The sequence below is a fragment of the Engelhardtia mirabilis genome (assembly GCF_007748095.1).
Classification (GTDB): domain Bacteria; phylum Planctomycetota; class UBA1135; order UBA1135.
Map to the genome: position 1 here is coordinate 181,084 of NZ_CP036287.1, position 14,374 is coordinate 195,457.

General features: G+C 69.5%; 12 protein-coding genes. 8 read left to right on the plus strand and 4 right to left on the minus strand.

What is annotated here, in order from left to right; all coding sequences use genetic code 11:
• Positions 1-218 precede the first annotated feature (218 nt).
• Both Pla133_RS00720 and Pla133_RS00725 read left to right on the plus strand, forming a co-directional pair.
• Positions 219-1,778, plus strand: coding sequence for a carboxypeptidase regulatory-like domain-containing protein (locus tag Pla133_RS00720; RefSeq protein ID WP_145061369.1), 1,560 nt, complete (start codon positions 219-221; stop codon positions 1,776-1,778).
• Positions 1,779-1,801: 23 nt separating this feature from the next.
• Positions 1,802-4,045, plus strand: a complete 2,244-nt coding sequence (locus tag Pla133_RS00725) for a right-handed parallel beta-helix repeat-containing protein (RefSeq protein WP_145061371.1) — start codon at positions 1,802-1,804, stop codon at positions 4,043-4,045.
• Positions 4,046-4,199: 154 nt separating this feature from the next.
• Here Pla133_RS00725 and Pla133_RS00730 read toward each other — a convergent pair whose 3' ends face one another.
• Positions 4,200-5,303 (minus strand): aminoglycoside phosphotransferase family protein, encoded by a 1,104-nt coding sequence (locus tag Pla133_RS00730; RefSeq protein ID WP_145061373.1) that lies wholly within the window; start codon positions 5,301-5,303, stop codon positions 4,200-4,202.
• Positions 5,304-5,660: 357 nt separating this feature from the next.
• Here Pla133_RS00730 and Pla133_RS00735 point away from each other — a divergent pair, with 357 nt between their 5' ends.
• Genes Pla133_RS00735 through Pla133_RS00750 form a run of 4 tightly spaced genes read left to right on the plus strand, consistent with a single transcriptional unit; the run spans position 5,661 to position 9,652 of the window.
• A complete protein-coding gene (locus Pla133_RS00735) occupies positions 5,661-6,518 on the plus strand; it encodes an Fpg/Nei family DNA glycosylase (protein ID WP_419191998.1) in 858 nt (285 codons plus the stop codon).
• 14 nt (positions 6,519-6,532) lie between these two features.
• Positions 6,533-7,078, plus strand: coding sequence for a signal peptide-containing protein (locus tag Pla133_RS00740; RefSeq protein WP_145061377.1), 546 nt, complete (start codon positions 6,533-6,535; stop codon positions 7,076-7,078).
• A gap of 44 nt (positions 7,079-7,122) precedes the next feature.
• Complete coding sequence (locus tag Pla133_RS00745; protein WP_145061379.1) at positions 7,123-7,731, plus strand: NAD(P)H-dependent oxidoreductase; 609 nt, start codon at positions 7,123-7,125, stop codon at positions 7,729-7,731.
• Positions 7,724-9,652, plus strand: coding sequence for a monovalent cation:proton antiporter-2 (CPA2) family protein (locus Pla133_RS00750; RefSeq protein WP_145061381.1), 1,929 nt, complete (start codon positions 7,724-7,726; stop codon positions 9,650-9,652). The genes Pla133_RS00745 and Pla133_RS00750 overlap by 8 nt, the downstream gene beginning before the upstream one ends.
• Positions 9,653-9,684: 32 nt before the next feature.
• On the opposite strand, the gene Pla133_RS00755 is transcribed toward Pla133_RS00750, so the two are convergent.
• Entirely contained in the window at positions 9,685-10,959 is a 1,275-nt protein-coding gene (locus Pla133_RS00755) for a Fic family protein (RefSeq protein ID WP_145061383.1), read from the minus strand.
• A gap of 467 nt (positions 10,960-11,426) precedes the next feature.
• Between Pla133_RS00755 and Pla133_RS25755 the strand changes: the two genes are divergently transcribed.
• Together Pla133_RS25755 and Pla133_RS25760 are read left to right on the plus strand one after the other, a co-directional pair.
• Complete coding sequence (locus Pla133_RS25755) at positions 11,427-11,663, plus strand: hypothetical protein (protein WP_145061385.1); 237 nt, start codon at positions 11,427-11,429, stop codon at positions 11,661-11,663.
• 107 nt (positions 11,664-11,770) lie between these two features.
• Positions 11,771-12,073: a transposase gene (locus Pla133_RS25760; RefSeq protein ID WP_419191999.1), complete on the plus strand. Its 303-nt coding sequence runs from the start codon at positions 11,771-11,773 to the stop codon at positions 12,071-12,073.
• A 480-nt stretch (positions 12,074-12,553) separates the two neighbouring features.
• Here Pla133_RS25760 and Pla133_RS00765 read toward each other — a convergent pair whose 3' ends face one another.
• Together Pla133_RS00765 and Pla133_RS00770 are read right to left on the minus strand one after the other, a co-directional pair.
• Positions 12,554-13,465 (minus strand): hypothetical protein, encoded by a 912-nt coding sequence (locus Pla133_RS00765; protein ID WP_145061389.1) that lies wholly within the window; start codon positions 13,463-13,465, stop codon positions 12,554-12,556.
• Between the two features lie 235 nt (positions 13,466-13,700).
• Positions 13,701-14,330 carry a hypothetical protein gene (locus tag Pla133_RS00770; protein WP_145061391.1) on the minus strand — a complete coding sequence of 210 codons (630 nt, stop codon included), beginning with the start codon at positions 14,328-14,330 and terminating at the stop codon, positions 13,701-13,703.
• Between the last annotated feature and the right edge of the window lie 44 nt (positions 14,331-14,374).

The following is a 14,374-nucleotide window of genomic DNA, read 5'->3' on the forward strand; positions in this document are numbered from 1 at the left end:
CCCTTGGCGGTATCCAGGAGCGTGGCAGTACAGAACTTGGATCGACGTCCAGGCCGTAGATCGCCGTCCGGCGCGGTCCGGCCCGCTGGGCCTTCGCGCGCCTTCGAAGCGCTCCCCGAAGGTCGGCATCGCTTTTGCCCTTCGACCTCCGCGCGGCGTCGTGGAGTCCCCCGGCCCGCTCCCCGACCGGACCCCAACAGACCCCGGAGACTCCTCCAGTGACTGCCAACGACAAACCCCTCCAGCTCATCTCCGCGGTGGCCCTGGCCTTCGGCCTCGCCACTCCCGCCGCCTCCGCCGACGTCGTCACGGGACGCGTCGTCGACCAGAACGGGGTGCCGATCCCCGACGTCAACATCGACATCGACAACATCGGCAGCGGCGGCGACCCGACGATCACGGACGACATCACCGACGCCGCCGGCAACTTCGCGATCGTGGTGCCGCCGGGCCTCTACGACGTGCTGTTCTTCCCGCCCAAGCCGCCGGTGACGACCTTCCTCAATGGCACGGTTCCCTCGGTGCCGGTGGTCGGCACCGTGAACCTGGGCGACGTGGTGCTGACCCAGGGCATCGGCATCCAGGGGCGCGTGCTGAGCCCCGCGGGCCTGCCCCTGCCGGCCCTCGACCTCGACATCATGGACGCCATCACCGGCCAGGACCTGCTCCTGATCGGCGACAACACCGATGCCTTCGGCCAGTTCGTGCTGGCCGCGCCCGCGGGGCCCTTCGAGCTCGAGGTCGACGCCACCGGCGTGGTCGGCCAGGTGCTCGTGAGCTACGGCGCCCTGTACGACCTGGGCGTGAACACGAACCTGGGTGACATCACCCTCGAGCCCGGAGCCCTGATCACGGGCAAGGTCGTCGGCCCCGGCGGCGCCGCCGTGTCGGGCGCCGACATCGACCTGTTCCGCTCCGACGGAACCAAGGTCGTCACCCCCAAGGACAACACCAACGGCCTGGGGAACTTCAGCGTCACCGCGCCCTTCGACGTGGTCGACCTGACCGTCTGCCCCGCGCTCGGCCAGGCACTGGCCGGCAAGCTGGTCCCGGCGATCGGCGTGGTTGGTCCCACGGCGATCGGCACGGTGCCCCTGGCCGCCGGCGTGACCCTCTCCGGCAACGTGACGACCTTCGACGGCAGCCCCGCCGCCGGGGCTGATGTCGATCTGATCGACACGGTCACCGGCCTGTCGATCTTCCTGTGCGGCGACTCGGTCCAGGCCAACGGCAGCTACTCGTTCAAGGCCCCCCAAGGGGTCTACGACGTGGTCTTCGAGCCCTCGAACTTCGAGGTTCCCCTGGGCGCGGACGTGGTCGCGGGCGTCGGCCTGTTCGGGGCCCAGGTGGTCAACGGCGTCCTGCCGGACTGTCCCTTCCCCCTGGAATTCGGCGCGGGCACGCCCGGCTCCGGTGGCCTGGTTCCCGACCTGGTCGCCTTCGGCGGCGCTCCCCGCGCGGACAACTCCGACTTCGGTTTCGCCTTGAACGACCTCGCCGGTGGCTCCCTGGGCGCCTTGGCGATCGGATTCCAGCAGGTTGCCCTGCCTCTCTTCGGCGGCACCCTCTACGTCAACCCGGGCGGGCCGCTGGTCAGCGTGCCCTACTTCGCCGGCGGCGCGCCCGGTGTCCCCGGTGCCGGCGCGGCCAGCTTCCCCGTTCCCGTGCAGGCGAGTTACGCGGGCATCTTCGTGGTCGCACAAGCCTATGTGGTCGACCTGGGAGTCCCCGGATTCCTGGCCCTGTCCGACGCGGTCTCGACGACCTTCTGTCCCTGATCGAAGCCGCACCTCGACCCCAGATGCAGATGATCCGCTCCTCGAGGCTCCTGCCGGCCCTGATCGCGATCGCAGCCCTCGGCTGCACCCGCGGTACGTTGCCTGTCGCTCCCAGCGATCCGGTGATTCCTCCGTCGGCAGGCACTGCCCTGCCGCCGGCGCCAGGCCTGCTCTCGGCGGTGGGCGGCGCCGTCGAGGTCCAGCTGCGCTTCATCGCGGCTGCACCAGGGATCGAGACGGGGCTGTTCCTGGCTTCGACGCGGACGGCCGTCTTCGACGCTCCGCCTGTGGCAGTCGACCCGGCCGGGGACGTGCTGGTCCTCGGCGGACTGACACCGGGCTCGCAGTTCCTCGGCCTGGCCGTCCGCGCCGACGCGGGTGATCCGTGGCGTCCGAGCGGGCCGGTCCTGGAGGCCTTCGTCGGAGCGCCGCTGTACGTCGACCCCGAAGCTGCGCCGGGAGGTGACGGGAGCTCACCGGCCTCGGCCTTCCAGAACCCGGTCGCGGCGCTGGTCACCGCGAGCATCTTCGGAGGCAACGTCTGGCTGCGCGGCGGCGACTACGGCCCTGTGAGCCTGCCGGTCTTCGACGGCACGTTCCTCTCGGGTGGTTTCGGCGCGGCCTTCGACCTGGAGACTCGGGATCCCGAGTCGCAGCCGTCGGTCCTCGGCGGGGGCAGCGGCCAAGCGGTCATCGGTGCCAACGGAGGGCGAGTGGTGCTCGACGGACTGCGAATCGACGGTGGCGGCACTGCCAGCCTCGGCGTCGACGCGGTCGAGGTCGAGCTGGACCTGCGCTCGGTCGAGGTCCGCGACTGCGCGACCCGCGGTGTGCGTGTACGAGCAGCCTTGATCGGAGATCCCCTCGGAGTGCGCCTGGCTGGATGCACCCTGGCGAACAACGGCGGTGACGGCTTCTCCGGCCAGGGCGTCCTGGCACTCGAGGTCTTCGCCTCGCGCTTCGAGCAGAACGTCCAGGAGGGGCTCGATATCGACGACCTCGTGGCCTCGTCGGGCGCCACTGCACGGCTGACGGTGCTGGGCTCGGTGTTCGAGTCCAACGGCGCCGAGGGACTGGACGTGGATCTGGCCGCAGGCGACGCCGGCGCGGGCGGAGCCTTCGAGATCGACATCCGCGACAGTCGCTTCGTGACCAACAACCTCGCGGGGGTCTTGGTCGACATCGACTACGAGGCCAGTCCAGCCTGGAGCTTGGATCTGGAAGTCAGCGGCGTCGTCGCCTGGGGCAATCGCGGTGACGGCGCGCGCTTCGACCTGGACAGCACCTCGACCAGCTTCGTGCACCGCTCGGTCTTCGCCGGCAACGCGGGCGATGGGCTCGAGGTCAGCTCGGAATCCGCCGCGGGCGTTGCGGTCGTTTCGACCTCGTCCTTCGTGGGCAATCTGGGGGCCGGCCTGCGAGCCAGCCTGGGCAACGTGCCGGTCCTGGCGAGCCACTGTGTGCTGTCCGGCAACTTCGATGGGGGCATGCGCTCGGACACGGTGACGTCCACCGCGGCCTCCTGCCTGACTTGGCTGCAGCCCCAGGACTTCACCGGTATCTCCGGCGTCGGATCGGGAGCCGCTGCCGCCGGCGATTTGCTCAACGTCGCTCAGGCCTTCCTGACGGTCGAGGCCGCAGGCGTGGAGGTGCTCGACGTGGATCAGCCGAACCTGTTGACCCTCGGCGTCGACGCAGAGTTGGCCGGGGACGACGTGGCGAGGGAGGTCGTCGCGATCAGCGGCTCGCTGGTCGAACTCGACGTGCTGCCGGCGTTCGTGGGGGTGCCTACCGTCTTGGCCGCCTTCGGATTCGATACCGGCGTGGTCGAGGACCATCGACTTGTACCCGGCGCTTCGGTCAGCGGAGACGGGATGGTCGCGCCCGGCGCAGCGGCGGTCGACCCAGGCCCCCACGGTGCCCCGGACGGGGCCGAGCCCGGCCCGATCGGTCCCCTGGGGATCGACGCCTATCGGTTGGCGCGCGTATTTCCAGCGCCCATCGGCAGCCTGGCCTCCGACGCTCTCGTGCGCCTGGAGTTCGACCGACCGGTGCTGGGCGCCACCGCGGATGACACGTCGGTTCGAGTGGTCGACGGCGCTGGTGTCGCTCTCGATCCGATCGTCGCCGTCGTGGGCGGCGCGATCGAGCTCACCGCGCCGATCGGTGGCTGGCCCGCCGTGGTGTACGTGGACCTCGACAGGCAACTGAGCTCTGACGACGGCGTGATGCTCACGGCTCCTGTGAGAGTCGCCTTCGGCGGCTGAACGGGAGCCCGAGGCCCATGCCCGGGGCAGCGTGCTGCCGCCGGTTCGGTCGGCCTCGATGGGGCGCCAGGCCGCGGCACTCGGCCCCGCGTTCTCGGACTGCCTTGCGGATGCTCGTGGTGCCCATCGGGCGCTGACGCGTGACGACCGGCCTTCAGGCGGGAGTGAGCCTGGCGTCTTGCGCACAGCGCTCCGCCAGGCGAACCAGGTCGGCGGTCAGCGGCTGCCAGCGGGGCTGCAGGGCGTGGACCGCGCAGAGGCGCAACAGCGCCGTGGCCTCGTAGAAGCGCAGGCGCGGCAGGTATTCGGGCAGGCCGCCGCGATCGAGCCCGGCCAGGAGGGCGTCCCCGCAGGCGCGCACGGCGTCGAAGTTGGCGCCGGTCTGACCCTGGAGTCGGCGCAGGGTGAGGTGCGCGAGCAGGTCGGCCGCGTCCAGAAGCGGGTCGGCCAGGCACAACAGGTCGTGGTCCAGAAGGGTCGGCGGGCCGCCGCCGAGCAGGACCTGGCCGTCGTGGAGGTCGCGCACACAGGGCACCAGGGCCGCGCCGCGCGGCAGGGCTTCGCGCAACTGCTCGAGCACGGCACTGAACCCCGCCGGCTCCTGGCCCAGGGTCACGACGCAGCGCATCCCATGGTCGGCCAACAGAGTCAGCTCGTCCTGAGCCGTGTGCGTCGAGAGCAGACTGGTGAGGGGCTTGGACAGCCGGTCCTGGCCTTCTTGCAATCGACGCAACGCGCGCCCGATGCGTGCGAAGTCGGCGTGACAGGAGACCTGGATACGCGGCGGCGCGCCCTCCACCGCGGCCAGGCGCAGGGCCGAGCGCTCGACGTCGACGCCCAGCAGCGTCGGAAGCGCAAAGTTGCCGCGGTGGCCGTCGCACAGGCTGCGGGCCAGGTCGTAACGGCGCGTGGCCTCGGCCAGGCACTCCGGTCGCAGGCCCCGCCAGAACTCGGTCCCGCCTGAGCGCTCGACGGCGACCACCATGCGCGTGCCCGGGGTCCAGGAGACCAGGCGGCAGGCCTCGTCGGAGGCCGCGAACCAGGTCGCGAGGGGCAGCTCGCGCTCGTCCACGGGCAGGAGCTCGCGCAGCACCGCCGGCGCGATCCGGAACCAGGTGGCGCCGTCGTTCCCGTCCAGCTCGATCAGCAGCCGATCCTCGGTGTCCACGTCCGTGCGCCGCACCCGCTGGGCGACCCCGTCGTCACCCAGGTACTTCCCGATCCACTGGACCGCGGCGGTGAGGTCGGGGGTTACCACGGGACCTCCGCGAGTCGAGTCCAGTCGCGCCGGCTCGCGATCGGGGCCGCGGCGCGGGGCAGGCTCGGGATGTGTGGGCACCGCGCGCGTTCGATTGAAGCGCGGCCTCGGTCCGGCGACGGAAGGGGGTCGAGAGAGTCTTCCAAGGGGCTGGCGGCGGCCGGCGGCCAGCAGCGGCGCACTCGGCGTTCGTGGGAGCGCCCGGTCGATCGCGCCGTACAGGATTCGGTCGGAGATTCGCTTCGCGCGACGCTGGGGCACCGCCCTACGCGAGCACCCCCGGCGGGGCCCCATGATCCAGTGGTGCCGCTCGGGAGTTGCGCGCGCGTACACCGGCTGCGGGCCTATCCTCACGCCATGCCCGAAGGGGACACGATCCATGCCCTGGCCGGCGCGCTGGGCCGCGAGCTGACCGGACACCGGGTGACGGGCTTCGAGCTGCGCGGTCGGCCGCCCGTGCATGCGCTGGTCGGCTGCGAAGTCCGCGCGGTGCGGGCGTGGGGCAAGAACACGTTCATCGAGCTGGACGACGCGGCCGTGCTCTGGGTGCACCTGGGGATGTACGGGCGCTGGAGCTGGTACCCGGCCGGGGATCGGCGCGGCGAGGGCCTGCGTGGGGCGCTGTTGCGCCTGGCGACGGAGCGCCTGACGGTGGCCTGCTTCGAGGCCAAGACGGTCGAGCTGCTGCGGCCGCGGGACCTTGCGACCCACCCGAAGATCGCGACGCTGGGGCCGGACCTGGTGCTGCCGGACGTGGACCTGGGTGTGGTCCTGGCGCGCGTGCGCCAGCGGTTGCACGACGCGCGGCCGTCCCTGCGCGAGCTGCTGCTCGACCAACGGATCGCGGCGGGGATCGGGAACATCTTCCAGGCGGAGACGCTGTTCCTCGAGCGCCTGCATCCGGACACGGATCCGCGGGACCTGGACGACAGCCGGATCGAGGCGGTCTACGCCCGCGCTTCCGCCCTGCTGGCCGCCAACGTCGGCGCGGTGCCACGCGTCTTCACGGCGGGCCTGCCGTCGCGCCACCTGCCCGGCGAGCACGGCGACCACGGCAACCGAACCTGGGTCTACGAACGAGGGGGTCGCCCCTGCCGCGTGTGCGCCACGCCGATCGTGCGGCGCGGCGAGAGCGCGTCCGACCGCGTCACCTGGTGGTGCCCCGCCTGCCAGCCCGCGCCGACCGCTGCCGCGTGGGTGGGGGGTGGGCCTTGACCACGCGCGGCTGGATGGTTCGGCTGGCTTCGGCGATCGCGGTCGTGCTCGTCTCGCCGCTCGTGGCCGCGGCCTACGGCGCGCTCCATGACCAGGTCACCTACACCCTCTCGCCCGAGTACTACACCCACCTCAAGTTCGACCAGTTCCGCATCCCGGCCGGGATGCACGACCGCGTGGGCGTGGCGCTGGTGGGCGTGCTCGCCACCTGGTGGGTGGGTCCGCCGATCGGGCTGTGTCTGGCGCCCTTCCTGGCCCTGCGGCGGCCGGCGCAGCGGGCGCCGTGGCGCACGGGGCTGGCTCGCGTCGGCGCGGCGTTGGCGACGGTGATCGGGGTCGCGGCCCTGTGCGGCGCGCTCGGCTACGCCCTCGGCCGGCCCCTGGCGCCGACCCAAGAGGCGGCCGCCGCCCTGACGCCGACCGGGGTGACCGACCCCATCGCCTACCTGCGAGTGGGATCCATGCATAACGCCTCGTATCTGGGCGGAGCGCTGGGCCTGGTGGTCGCGATGGGCCGTCAGGTCGTCGCGTTGTGGCGGGAGCGCCGCCAATCCGCGTGAGCCGTTGATCGATCCCGGTGCCCAGTCATGATTGCCGCCCGACCATGCAGCGCTCGATCCTCCTGATCCTCAGCCACCCCGCCTTCGAGCGATCGCGGGCGAATCGCGCCCTCCTGGAGGCAGTTCGGGACCTCGAGGGGGTGCGGGTCCACGACCTCTACGAGGAGTACCCGGACTTCGCCATCGACGTGGAGCGCGAGCAGGGCCTCTTGCGCGAGCACGACGTGATCGTGTTCCAGCACCCGTTCTATTGGTACAGCGTCCCGTCGCTCTTGAAGGAGTGGATGGACCTGGTGCTCGAGTACGGCTTCGCCTACGGCCACGCGGGCCACGAGCTGGACGGCAAGTGGTGGCTGAGCGTGATCACGACCGGCGGCGGCGTCGAGAGCTACTGCCGCGCCGGCGGCAACCGCTTCACCATGCGCGAGCTGACCGCGCCCCTGGAGCAGACCGCGCGCCTGTGCGGCATGCACTTCCTGCCGCCCTTCCTGGTGCACGGCACGCACCTGTTGAACGGGCCGCAGGACTTCCGGCCGGTGGGCGCCGAGTACCGCGAGCTGGTGGGTGCCCTGCGCGGTGGGCGGCTGACGCCCCAGGAAGTCGCCGGTCGCGAGAGCCTGAATCTGGGCGGGCGGGTGCTGGGCGATGGGTGAGTCGCTGCTCGTCCAGGCCTTCGTGTACCTCACGGCGGCCGTGATCTCGGTGCCCCTGGCCAAGCGCTTCGGCTTGGGTTCGGTGCTGGGCTACCTGCTGGCCGGCGTGATCGTGGGGCCCTTCGCCCTCGACCTGGTGGGCGCCAGCGGGGACGTCATGCACTTCGCCGAGTTCGGCGTGGTGATGATGCTGTTCCTGATCGGGCTCGAGCTGCGGCCCGCGCTCCTGTGGAACCTGCGCGGACCGATCCTCGGCCTGGGCGGTCTGCAGGTGGTGGTGACCACCGCGGCCCTGGCCGCCTTGGGGCGGCTCCTGGGTCTGGAGTGGACCGAGGCCCTGGCCGCCGGGTCCGCCCTGGCCCTGTCGTCCACGGCGATCGTGCTGCAGACCCTGGAGGAGCGCGGGATCTCGAAGACGCCCGTCGGCGAGAGCAGCTTCGCGATCCTGCTGTTCCAGGACATCGCGGTGATCCCGATGCTGGCCCTGGTCCCGCTGCTGGCGGCCGGCGACGTGGAGCACCCGGTGGCGGACGCCGACCACGCCGCGAACGCCCACCGACTCCTCGACGCCCTGCCCGGCTGGGCCCAGCCCCTGACCGTGCTCGCGGTGGTCGCCGCCATCGTGATCGGCGGGCGGTTCCTGTTGCGTCCGGCCCTGCGCTTCATCGCCGAGGCGCGCATGCGCGAAGTCTTCACCGCCGCGGCCCTGCTGCTGGTGGTCGGCGTGGCCCTGGCCATGCAGGCGGTGGGACTGTCGCCCGCCCTCGGAACGTTCCTGGCGGGCGTCGTCCTGGCCGAGAGCGAGTTCTCGCGCGAACTCGAAGCCGACATCGAGCCCTTCAAGGGCCTGCTGCTCGGCTTGTTCTTCATCTCCGTCGGCGCCAGCGTCGACTTCGCCCTCCTGTCCCAGAGCCCCTTCGCGATCGCCGGCCTGGTCGCGCTCCTGATGGTCGCGAAGTTCGCGATCCTCGTGCCCCTGGGGCTGCTCTTCAAGCTGCCCACGAGCCAAGCCCTGCGCCTGGGCTTCCTGCTCTCCCAGGGCGGCGAGTTCGCCTTCGTGCTGTTGTCCTTCGCGGTGCAGTCGCACGTCCTCGGCGAGACCCACGCGGGCCCCCTGGTGCTGGTCGTGGCCCTATCGATGCTGCTCACGCCCCTGCTCGTGATCGTCGACGCGCGCTTCGTCCAGCCGCGCTTCCGGGTCGCTGCCCAGGTGCGCGACGACGAGGCCGACCGCCGCGCCGTGGAGGACTCCGAGCAGACCTCGGTGATCATCGCCGGCTTCGGCCGCTTCGGCGTGACCGTGCTGCGCCTGCTCAAGGCCAACGGCATCAACGCCACGGTCCTCGACATGGACCCCGCCCAACTCGCCAGCCTCGAGGGCTTCGGCCACAAGGGCTTCTACGGCGACGCCCGCCGCCTGGACCTGCTCGAAGCCGCCGGCGCCGCCGAGGCCAAGGTCCTGGTGGTCGCCGTGGACCAGACCGACCACGCCCGGCGCATCATCCAGACCGCCAAGAAGCACTTCCCCCAGCTCAAGCTCCTGGTCCGCTCGCGCTCGATGCAGACCGCCTACGAGCTGATGCGCGAAGGCGTCGACCACGTCGAGCGCGAGACCTTCGGCTCCGCCATCGACCTCGGCGTCGAGGTCCTGCGCCGCCTGGGCTTCCGCGGCCACCAAGCCGTCCGCGCCGCCCGCGAGTTCAAGCGCCACGAGAGGCGCGTGATGGCGGAACTATTCCCCCTCCAGGACGACCGCGCCGCCTACCTGGAACGCGCCCGCCGCCGCTCCGACGAGCTCCAGAACCTCATGGCCGCCGACGCCCAGGACCACGACGCCCAGTTCGCCAAGGCCTGGGACATCGACACCCTGGCCAGCGACGTGCAGACTGGGAGCGCGCCGAGCGAGGAGGGGAGTGACTGAGCGAGGATGGCCGCCGAGCCGGGACTCGACGGCTACCGCGGCCTGCGCGGGACCGGGCGGTTCGGGGGCTCCAGCCGTGTGTCACCGACCGGCGATGCGAGGGCGCGCTCGAGGCCGGTGAACAACTCCAAGATCTCCCTGGCCTCGAACACGCGATAGCGCTCCCGGCCGATGTTGCGTTGCTCGAGGATCCCGGCGTCGACCAGCCGGTTGATGGCCTCGGCGGTGCGCGGGCGCGTGCGTCCGACCAGCCGCGAGGCGGACTCAACGGTCAGGATCGGAACGCCGGGCAGGACGCGCAGCAGGCGGTCGGTCGCCGAGTTGGCACGGACGCGACCGAGGGTCTCGCGCCACCGCGCCGTGAGCTCGGTGAGTTGGTCGCCGTAGCGCTCGGCGTCCGTACAGGCGCGGCGCGTCGCCGTCGCGAAGGTCCGCAGCCAGTCGACCGCTCCCGCCGAGCGCCCCGGGCCGCCTCGCGGCCCGACGTGCCGAAACGCGCTCAGGCCAGCGACGTAGTCGTCGGGCCAGGTCGCCAACACCAGGCTGATCGGCGGCACGAAGCCCGGCGCCAAGCCGCGCCGCCGGAGCACGACGTGGATCAGCGCCCGGCCCGCGCGTCCGTTGCCGTCGGCGAAGGGGTGCAGGGTCTCGAACTGGGCGTGGGCGATGGCAGCCTGGACGAGGGGCGAGTGATCGTCGCCGTCCACGTAGGCGAAGAGGTCGTCGAGCAGGGGGGCGAGTCGCTCGGGCGGCGGTGGGACGAACGCGGCGCTGCAGGGGTTGTAGGAGCTGCCGCCGATCCAGTTCTGGACGGCGCGGACCTGGCCGCCGAGCTCGGGTGTCGGTGAGCGCTCCATAAGGACGCGGTGCACCTCGAGTTGCTCTTCGAGCCCGAAGCTCGGCGCCTCGCTGGCCAGGGTGATCGCGGAGTCCATGGCGTCGATGTTGCCGAGGATCTCGACGGCGACCCGGTCCCGGGGATCGCCGCCGAGGGCCAAGGCAGTCTCGGCCCGAGCGAGCCGCCCGCTGGCGGCCGCGAGCCCCTCGATGCGCGACGAACCGACCGACTCGGCCCGCAGCAGGAAGCGGGCGAGGCCCTCGAGGCTGACGTGGGTGGTGCCGCGCTGGTTCAAGGCGCGGACGGCCGCCTCCGCGTCCGCGATGTCCGCAGCGACATCGGCGGGGATGGTCAGGTCCCAGCCAGCGAGGGGGTCGGGGAGGTAGGCGTCGTAGAAGCCGCCCGCGCGGTCTCGGCGACTGAGACCGTCGTGGTGAGGCTCCCAGCGAAGTTGGAGGTGTTCGGCCATCGGCTGGCCCTTAGCGGCCGGTTGCACGGTAAGTGAACATTAGGGGTGCCGCAACGATCGGTTCTGCGGAGCGCTTTCGGGCTGTGGGCGTCGACCACAGAGAGCCGTAGATCGCTGCCCCGGAGGCTCGTGCGCCACGGTGGCGGTGTCGCCCTCGCCCGAACTCGACTTCGCGCGGGCCCTCGACACGCCGCTGCCCCCTGCCCGGCGCCAGCAAGCAGAGAGGCCAGGCTCGCCAGGGCGTCGGTGGTGGGTCGGAGCAAGGGCTGGCGCCACCCCAGCCGCGGCAGGCGCAGTCGTGGACTTCGGCCAAGAGTACTCCGCACCTCGACCCGGCCCAGGCGCGAACCCAGTAGCCGACGCTGTCGGTCGAGCGGACCAGGCGCGCCGAACTCTTCCCCCTCCAAGACGACCGCGCCACCGACCCGAAACGCGCCCGCCGCCGACTCGACGAACTCCAGAACACGATGGCCGCCGATTCCGAAAGCTACGACGCCCAGTTCGCCAAGGCCTGTGACCTCGAAAGCCTCCCCCGCGACGCGCAAGCGCAGCGCACACCGGAGGGAGAGGGCGGCGACCGGGTCCGGGTGCTCGCCGGACTGCACCTCATCGCGCCGAGCCTTCCATTCGGCCGAGTCCAAACCTCTCGATTGGCCGAGCTACGATCTTTCAATCGGACGATGCCCAGCCCTGCAGATGGCTGAGTCCTGGAACTGCAGACAGCCGCGATGGACGACGCTCCCGCTCCCCCGGTTTCGCCGGACTCACGCTCGAGGCGGCTCGCGAAGCAGCGGGCAGTTGGCCCGAGATCATGAACACGGATCAGGGCTGCCAGTTCGCCAGCTACGCCTGGACCTCTGTGCTTCGCGAGGCCGGTGTCCGAATCAGCATGGACGGCAAGGGACGCTGGATCGACAACGTGATGGTCGAGCGCCTTTGGCGCAGCCTGAAGTACGAGGACATCTACCTGAGGGCCTACCAGGACCTGGCCGAGCTCGCGCTCGGACTCGGACGATGGCTGACCCACTACAACCACGACCGTCCTCACCAATCCCTCGGCTGGCAGACGCCGATGGACGTCTACACGCCGCAAGCCAAGGCACCCGCGGCCTGACGAGCACTTGCGGTGCCGAGGGCCCGCTCCGGCCTACGGCATCCGCGGGGCCTCCCCCCTCGGGCTCACCTACGACACCAAGACCCAAGCCAAGTCCCCGGACCTCCGGGTCCTGACGGCATAACCAAAACCCGCTCTCAGCTGGCGCCATCAACCCGACCACCTCTCACCAATCCCTCGTCTGGCAAACGCCGATGGATGTCTACGCGCCGCATGCCAAGGCACCCGCGGCCTGACGAGCACCTGCGGTGCCGAGGGCCCGCGGAGGCCGTAGGCCGGAGCGGGCCCTCGGCACCGCGACCACCCACGACCACACCAACCTAAGCCAAGACCCCAAGCCACTGGGCATCCGCGGCATAGCTAATCCCGGCCGCTCTAACTGGCCGCATTTGAACCGATCACAATTGGCCGGTTCTGACCCGATCCCCGAGGCTCAGCGCCGCGAAACCGAGGCAGGATGCGGGAACGCCGTGCGCACATTCATTCGCTTTGCTTTCTCCTGAGGAGGCTGCTGTAGCGAGCATCGTTGTCTAGGCGCCTTAGTAGCCGGTCAACATCCGCTTCAGACATTTCGCTCTCGTCCGACTCTACGAGCAGTTCGCGAAGTACACGGGCGACTTCTCTCGTGACTCTGGTCTTCAGCGGCTTGGGCGTGTGCTTCGCTACCTCCGACACGATCTCTTGTTCGCTCAGCTTGCTTAGGTCGAGGCCAGCTTTCTGCGCGGCATCGACTGCTTCTCCGGAAACCCACCGCGGGAGGTTCGGGACGGCCGCTCTCTTGAGGTGATCCTTGATGATCTTCTCTGCCGCCTTCTGCCCGTCCTTCCTATCTGACCAGTCCGGAGTTCCGATGCGGGAGTAGAGGTTCCCTACAAGCCAGCCGAGCTTGTTGCGAAACTCGCTATCAAGTGCTCCGGCCCGCGCGCTTCGGATCGTGTCGTAGTGATCGCGGCGGACCGCAATGCTGACTTGCAGCATTGCTATGGAAGGCACAGCGATGCCTACATCTGCATCCGGATGCAGATAGAAGAGTCCGAGCGCTTGCTCGTTCTGATTTATTATCCTCTGAAGTAGTCGCTTTGCCTCGCCCCGAGATTCCTCGCGGTATGTTCCGCCGCCTATTCCAGCGCAAACCTGATCTAGCAATCCAATTAGGACGTCTTCAAGCGAGCGAATGCACGCAAGTGTGATGTATCGCGACTTACACTCTCCCTTGCGGCGCACCAAATCGCACGACTGAGTCAGGACCATGAATGCCAGGTACTTTGGGTCAAGAAAGTGTGGATGCACCTCCTGGAGCAAACTCTTCAGCCCCTCCGACAGAATTACGATGTCGCCTTGGTCAAGGTCCTGTTCGGCATCGACGGGCTTGTAAGTCCAGTGGCTCACCATCGGAAAGGAACGGCGCCGGGGCTACACGTCTGTGCTAGCGGCCGCGTCTTCACTCTCGTGAGGAGCGTATCGGATTCTCAGACTACCTTCAGTCTTTGAAGTCTGAAGGCAACGCACAATTGCGACGGCACTACTGGTATCAGGGGTGCCTGTGGCCTCGAACGCCTCGGCCTCTTGGTAGTAGAACTGCTTTGCTTGCTCACCGAGTTCTTGAGGCTCGAGGAAACCCGATTCTTCAGTCATCCTGACTACCGATGTATGTCTGGCCCAGGGTGGCGACGAGTGAAGCGATCTGGGCGCTTAGCTCGGCCGGCGAGATCTGAAGCCAGGCCTTCAGCGAATCCGGATCCTGGGATTGGAGGTGGAAGTTGAGTCCGACGAGGACGTTGCCGTCTTGATGGCTGGTGATCTCTAGGTTGACCACGCCTGGCTCGATCTCGAGTGTGCGTTTAGTTGCGCGCCCCTTGATTGAGAATCCAGCATCCGACACTGACTTATCTAATGCGATGCTCGTGAGTTCAAGGAGGTCAGTGGAATCGCCCTCAGACCCGAATCGAACGTTGTAGCCGGCGGCCGTTAGCGGCGTCTCCGGGAGTGATTCAATGGCATTCACAGCGAATCTCATAGCGAGAACAAGGCTGTCGGGGGTCGCAGCGCTTGGCTCGATGATCAGTCTGTCGGACGAAACTGTTGCAACGCAGGCGTTATGAACCACCCTGTGAGGGGCAACACCATCCATTGGTACGTGAACCTCGACCGGGGTGCCCACTGGCAGCCGGAACACACGCGTGGCGATGCCCGCAGGCGTCAAGATCGCTGTGTTCCAACGACCCGCGACGACGACATTCCAAGTGAGTGCGTTCATGCGGAGAGGGGCTTTCGATCCATTAGTGATGCTACGGGAAGCGG

What these genes read in the sequence shown, in the direction of transcription:
- Pla133_RS25760 (WP_419191999.1), top strand. Translation starts at nt 11,771, where the DNA reads ATGAACACGGATCAGGGCTGCCAGTTCGCCAGCTACGCCTGGACCTCT.
- Pla133_RS00750 (WP_145061381.1), top strand. Translation starts at nt 7,724, where the DNA reads ATGGGTGAGTCGCTGCTCGTCCAGGCCTTCGTGTACCTCACGGCGGCC.
- Pla133_RS00755 (WP_145061383.1), bottom strand. Translation starts at nt 10,959, where the DNA reads ATGGCCGAACACCTCCAACTTCGCTGGGAGCCTCACCACGACGGTCTC.
- Pla133_RS00765 (WP_145061389.1), bottom strand. Translation starts at nt 13,465, where the DNA reads ATGGTGAGCCACTGGACTTACAAGCCCGTCGATGCCGAACAGGACCTT.
- Pla133_RS00770 (WP_145061391.1), bottom strand. Translation starts at nt 14,330, where the DNA reads ATGAACGCACTCACTTGGAATGTCGTCGTCGCGGGTCGTTGGAACACA.
- Pla133_RS25755 (WP_145061385.1), top strand. Translation starts at nt 11,427, where the DNA reads ATGGCCGCCGATTCCGAAAGCTACGACGCCCAGTTCGCCAAGGCCTGT.
- Pla133_RS00735 (WP_419191998.1), top strand. Translation starts at nt 5,661, where the DNA reads ATGCCCGAAGGGGACACGATCCATGCCCTGGCCGGCGCGCTGGGCCGC.
- Pla133_RS00740 (WP_145061377.1), top strand. Translation starts at nt 6,533, where the DNA reads ATGGTTCGGCTGGCTTCGGCGATCGCGGTCGTGCTCGTCTCGCCGCTC.
- Pla133_RS00725 (WP_145061371.1), top strand. Translation starts at nt 1,802, where the DNA reads ATGCAGATGATCCGCTCCTCGAGGCTCCTGCCGGCCCTGATCGCGATC.
- Pla133_RS00745 (WP_145061379.1), top strand. Translation starts at nt 7,123, where the DNA reads ATGCAGCGCTCGATCCTCCTGATCCTCAGCCACCCCGCCTTCGAGCGA.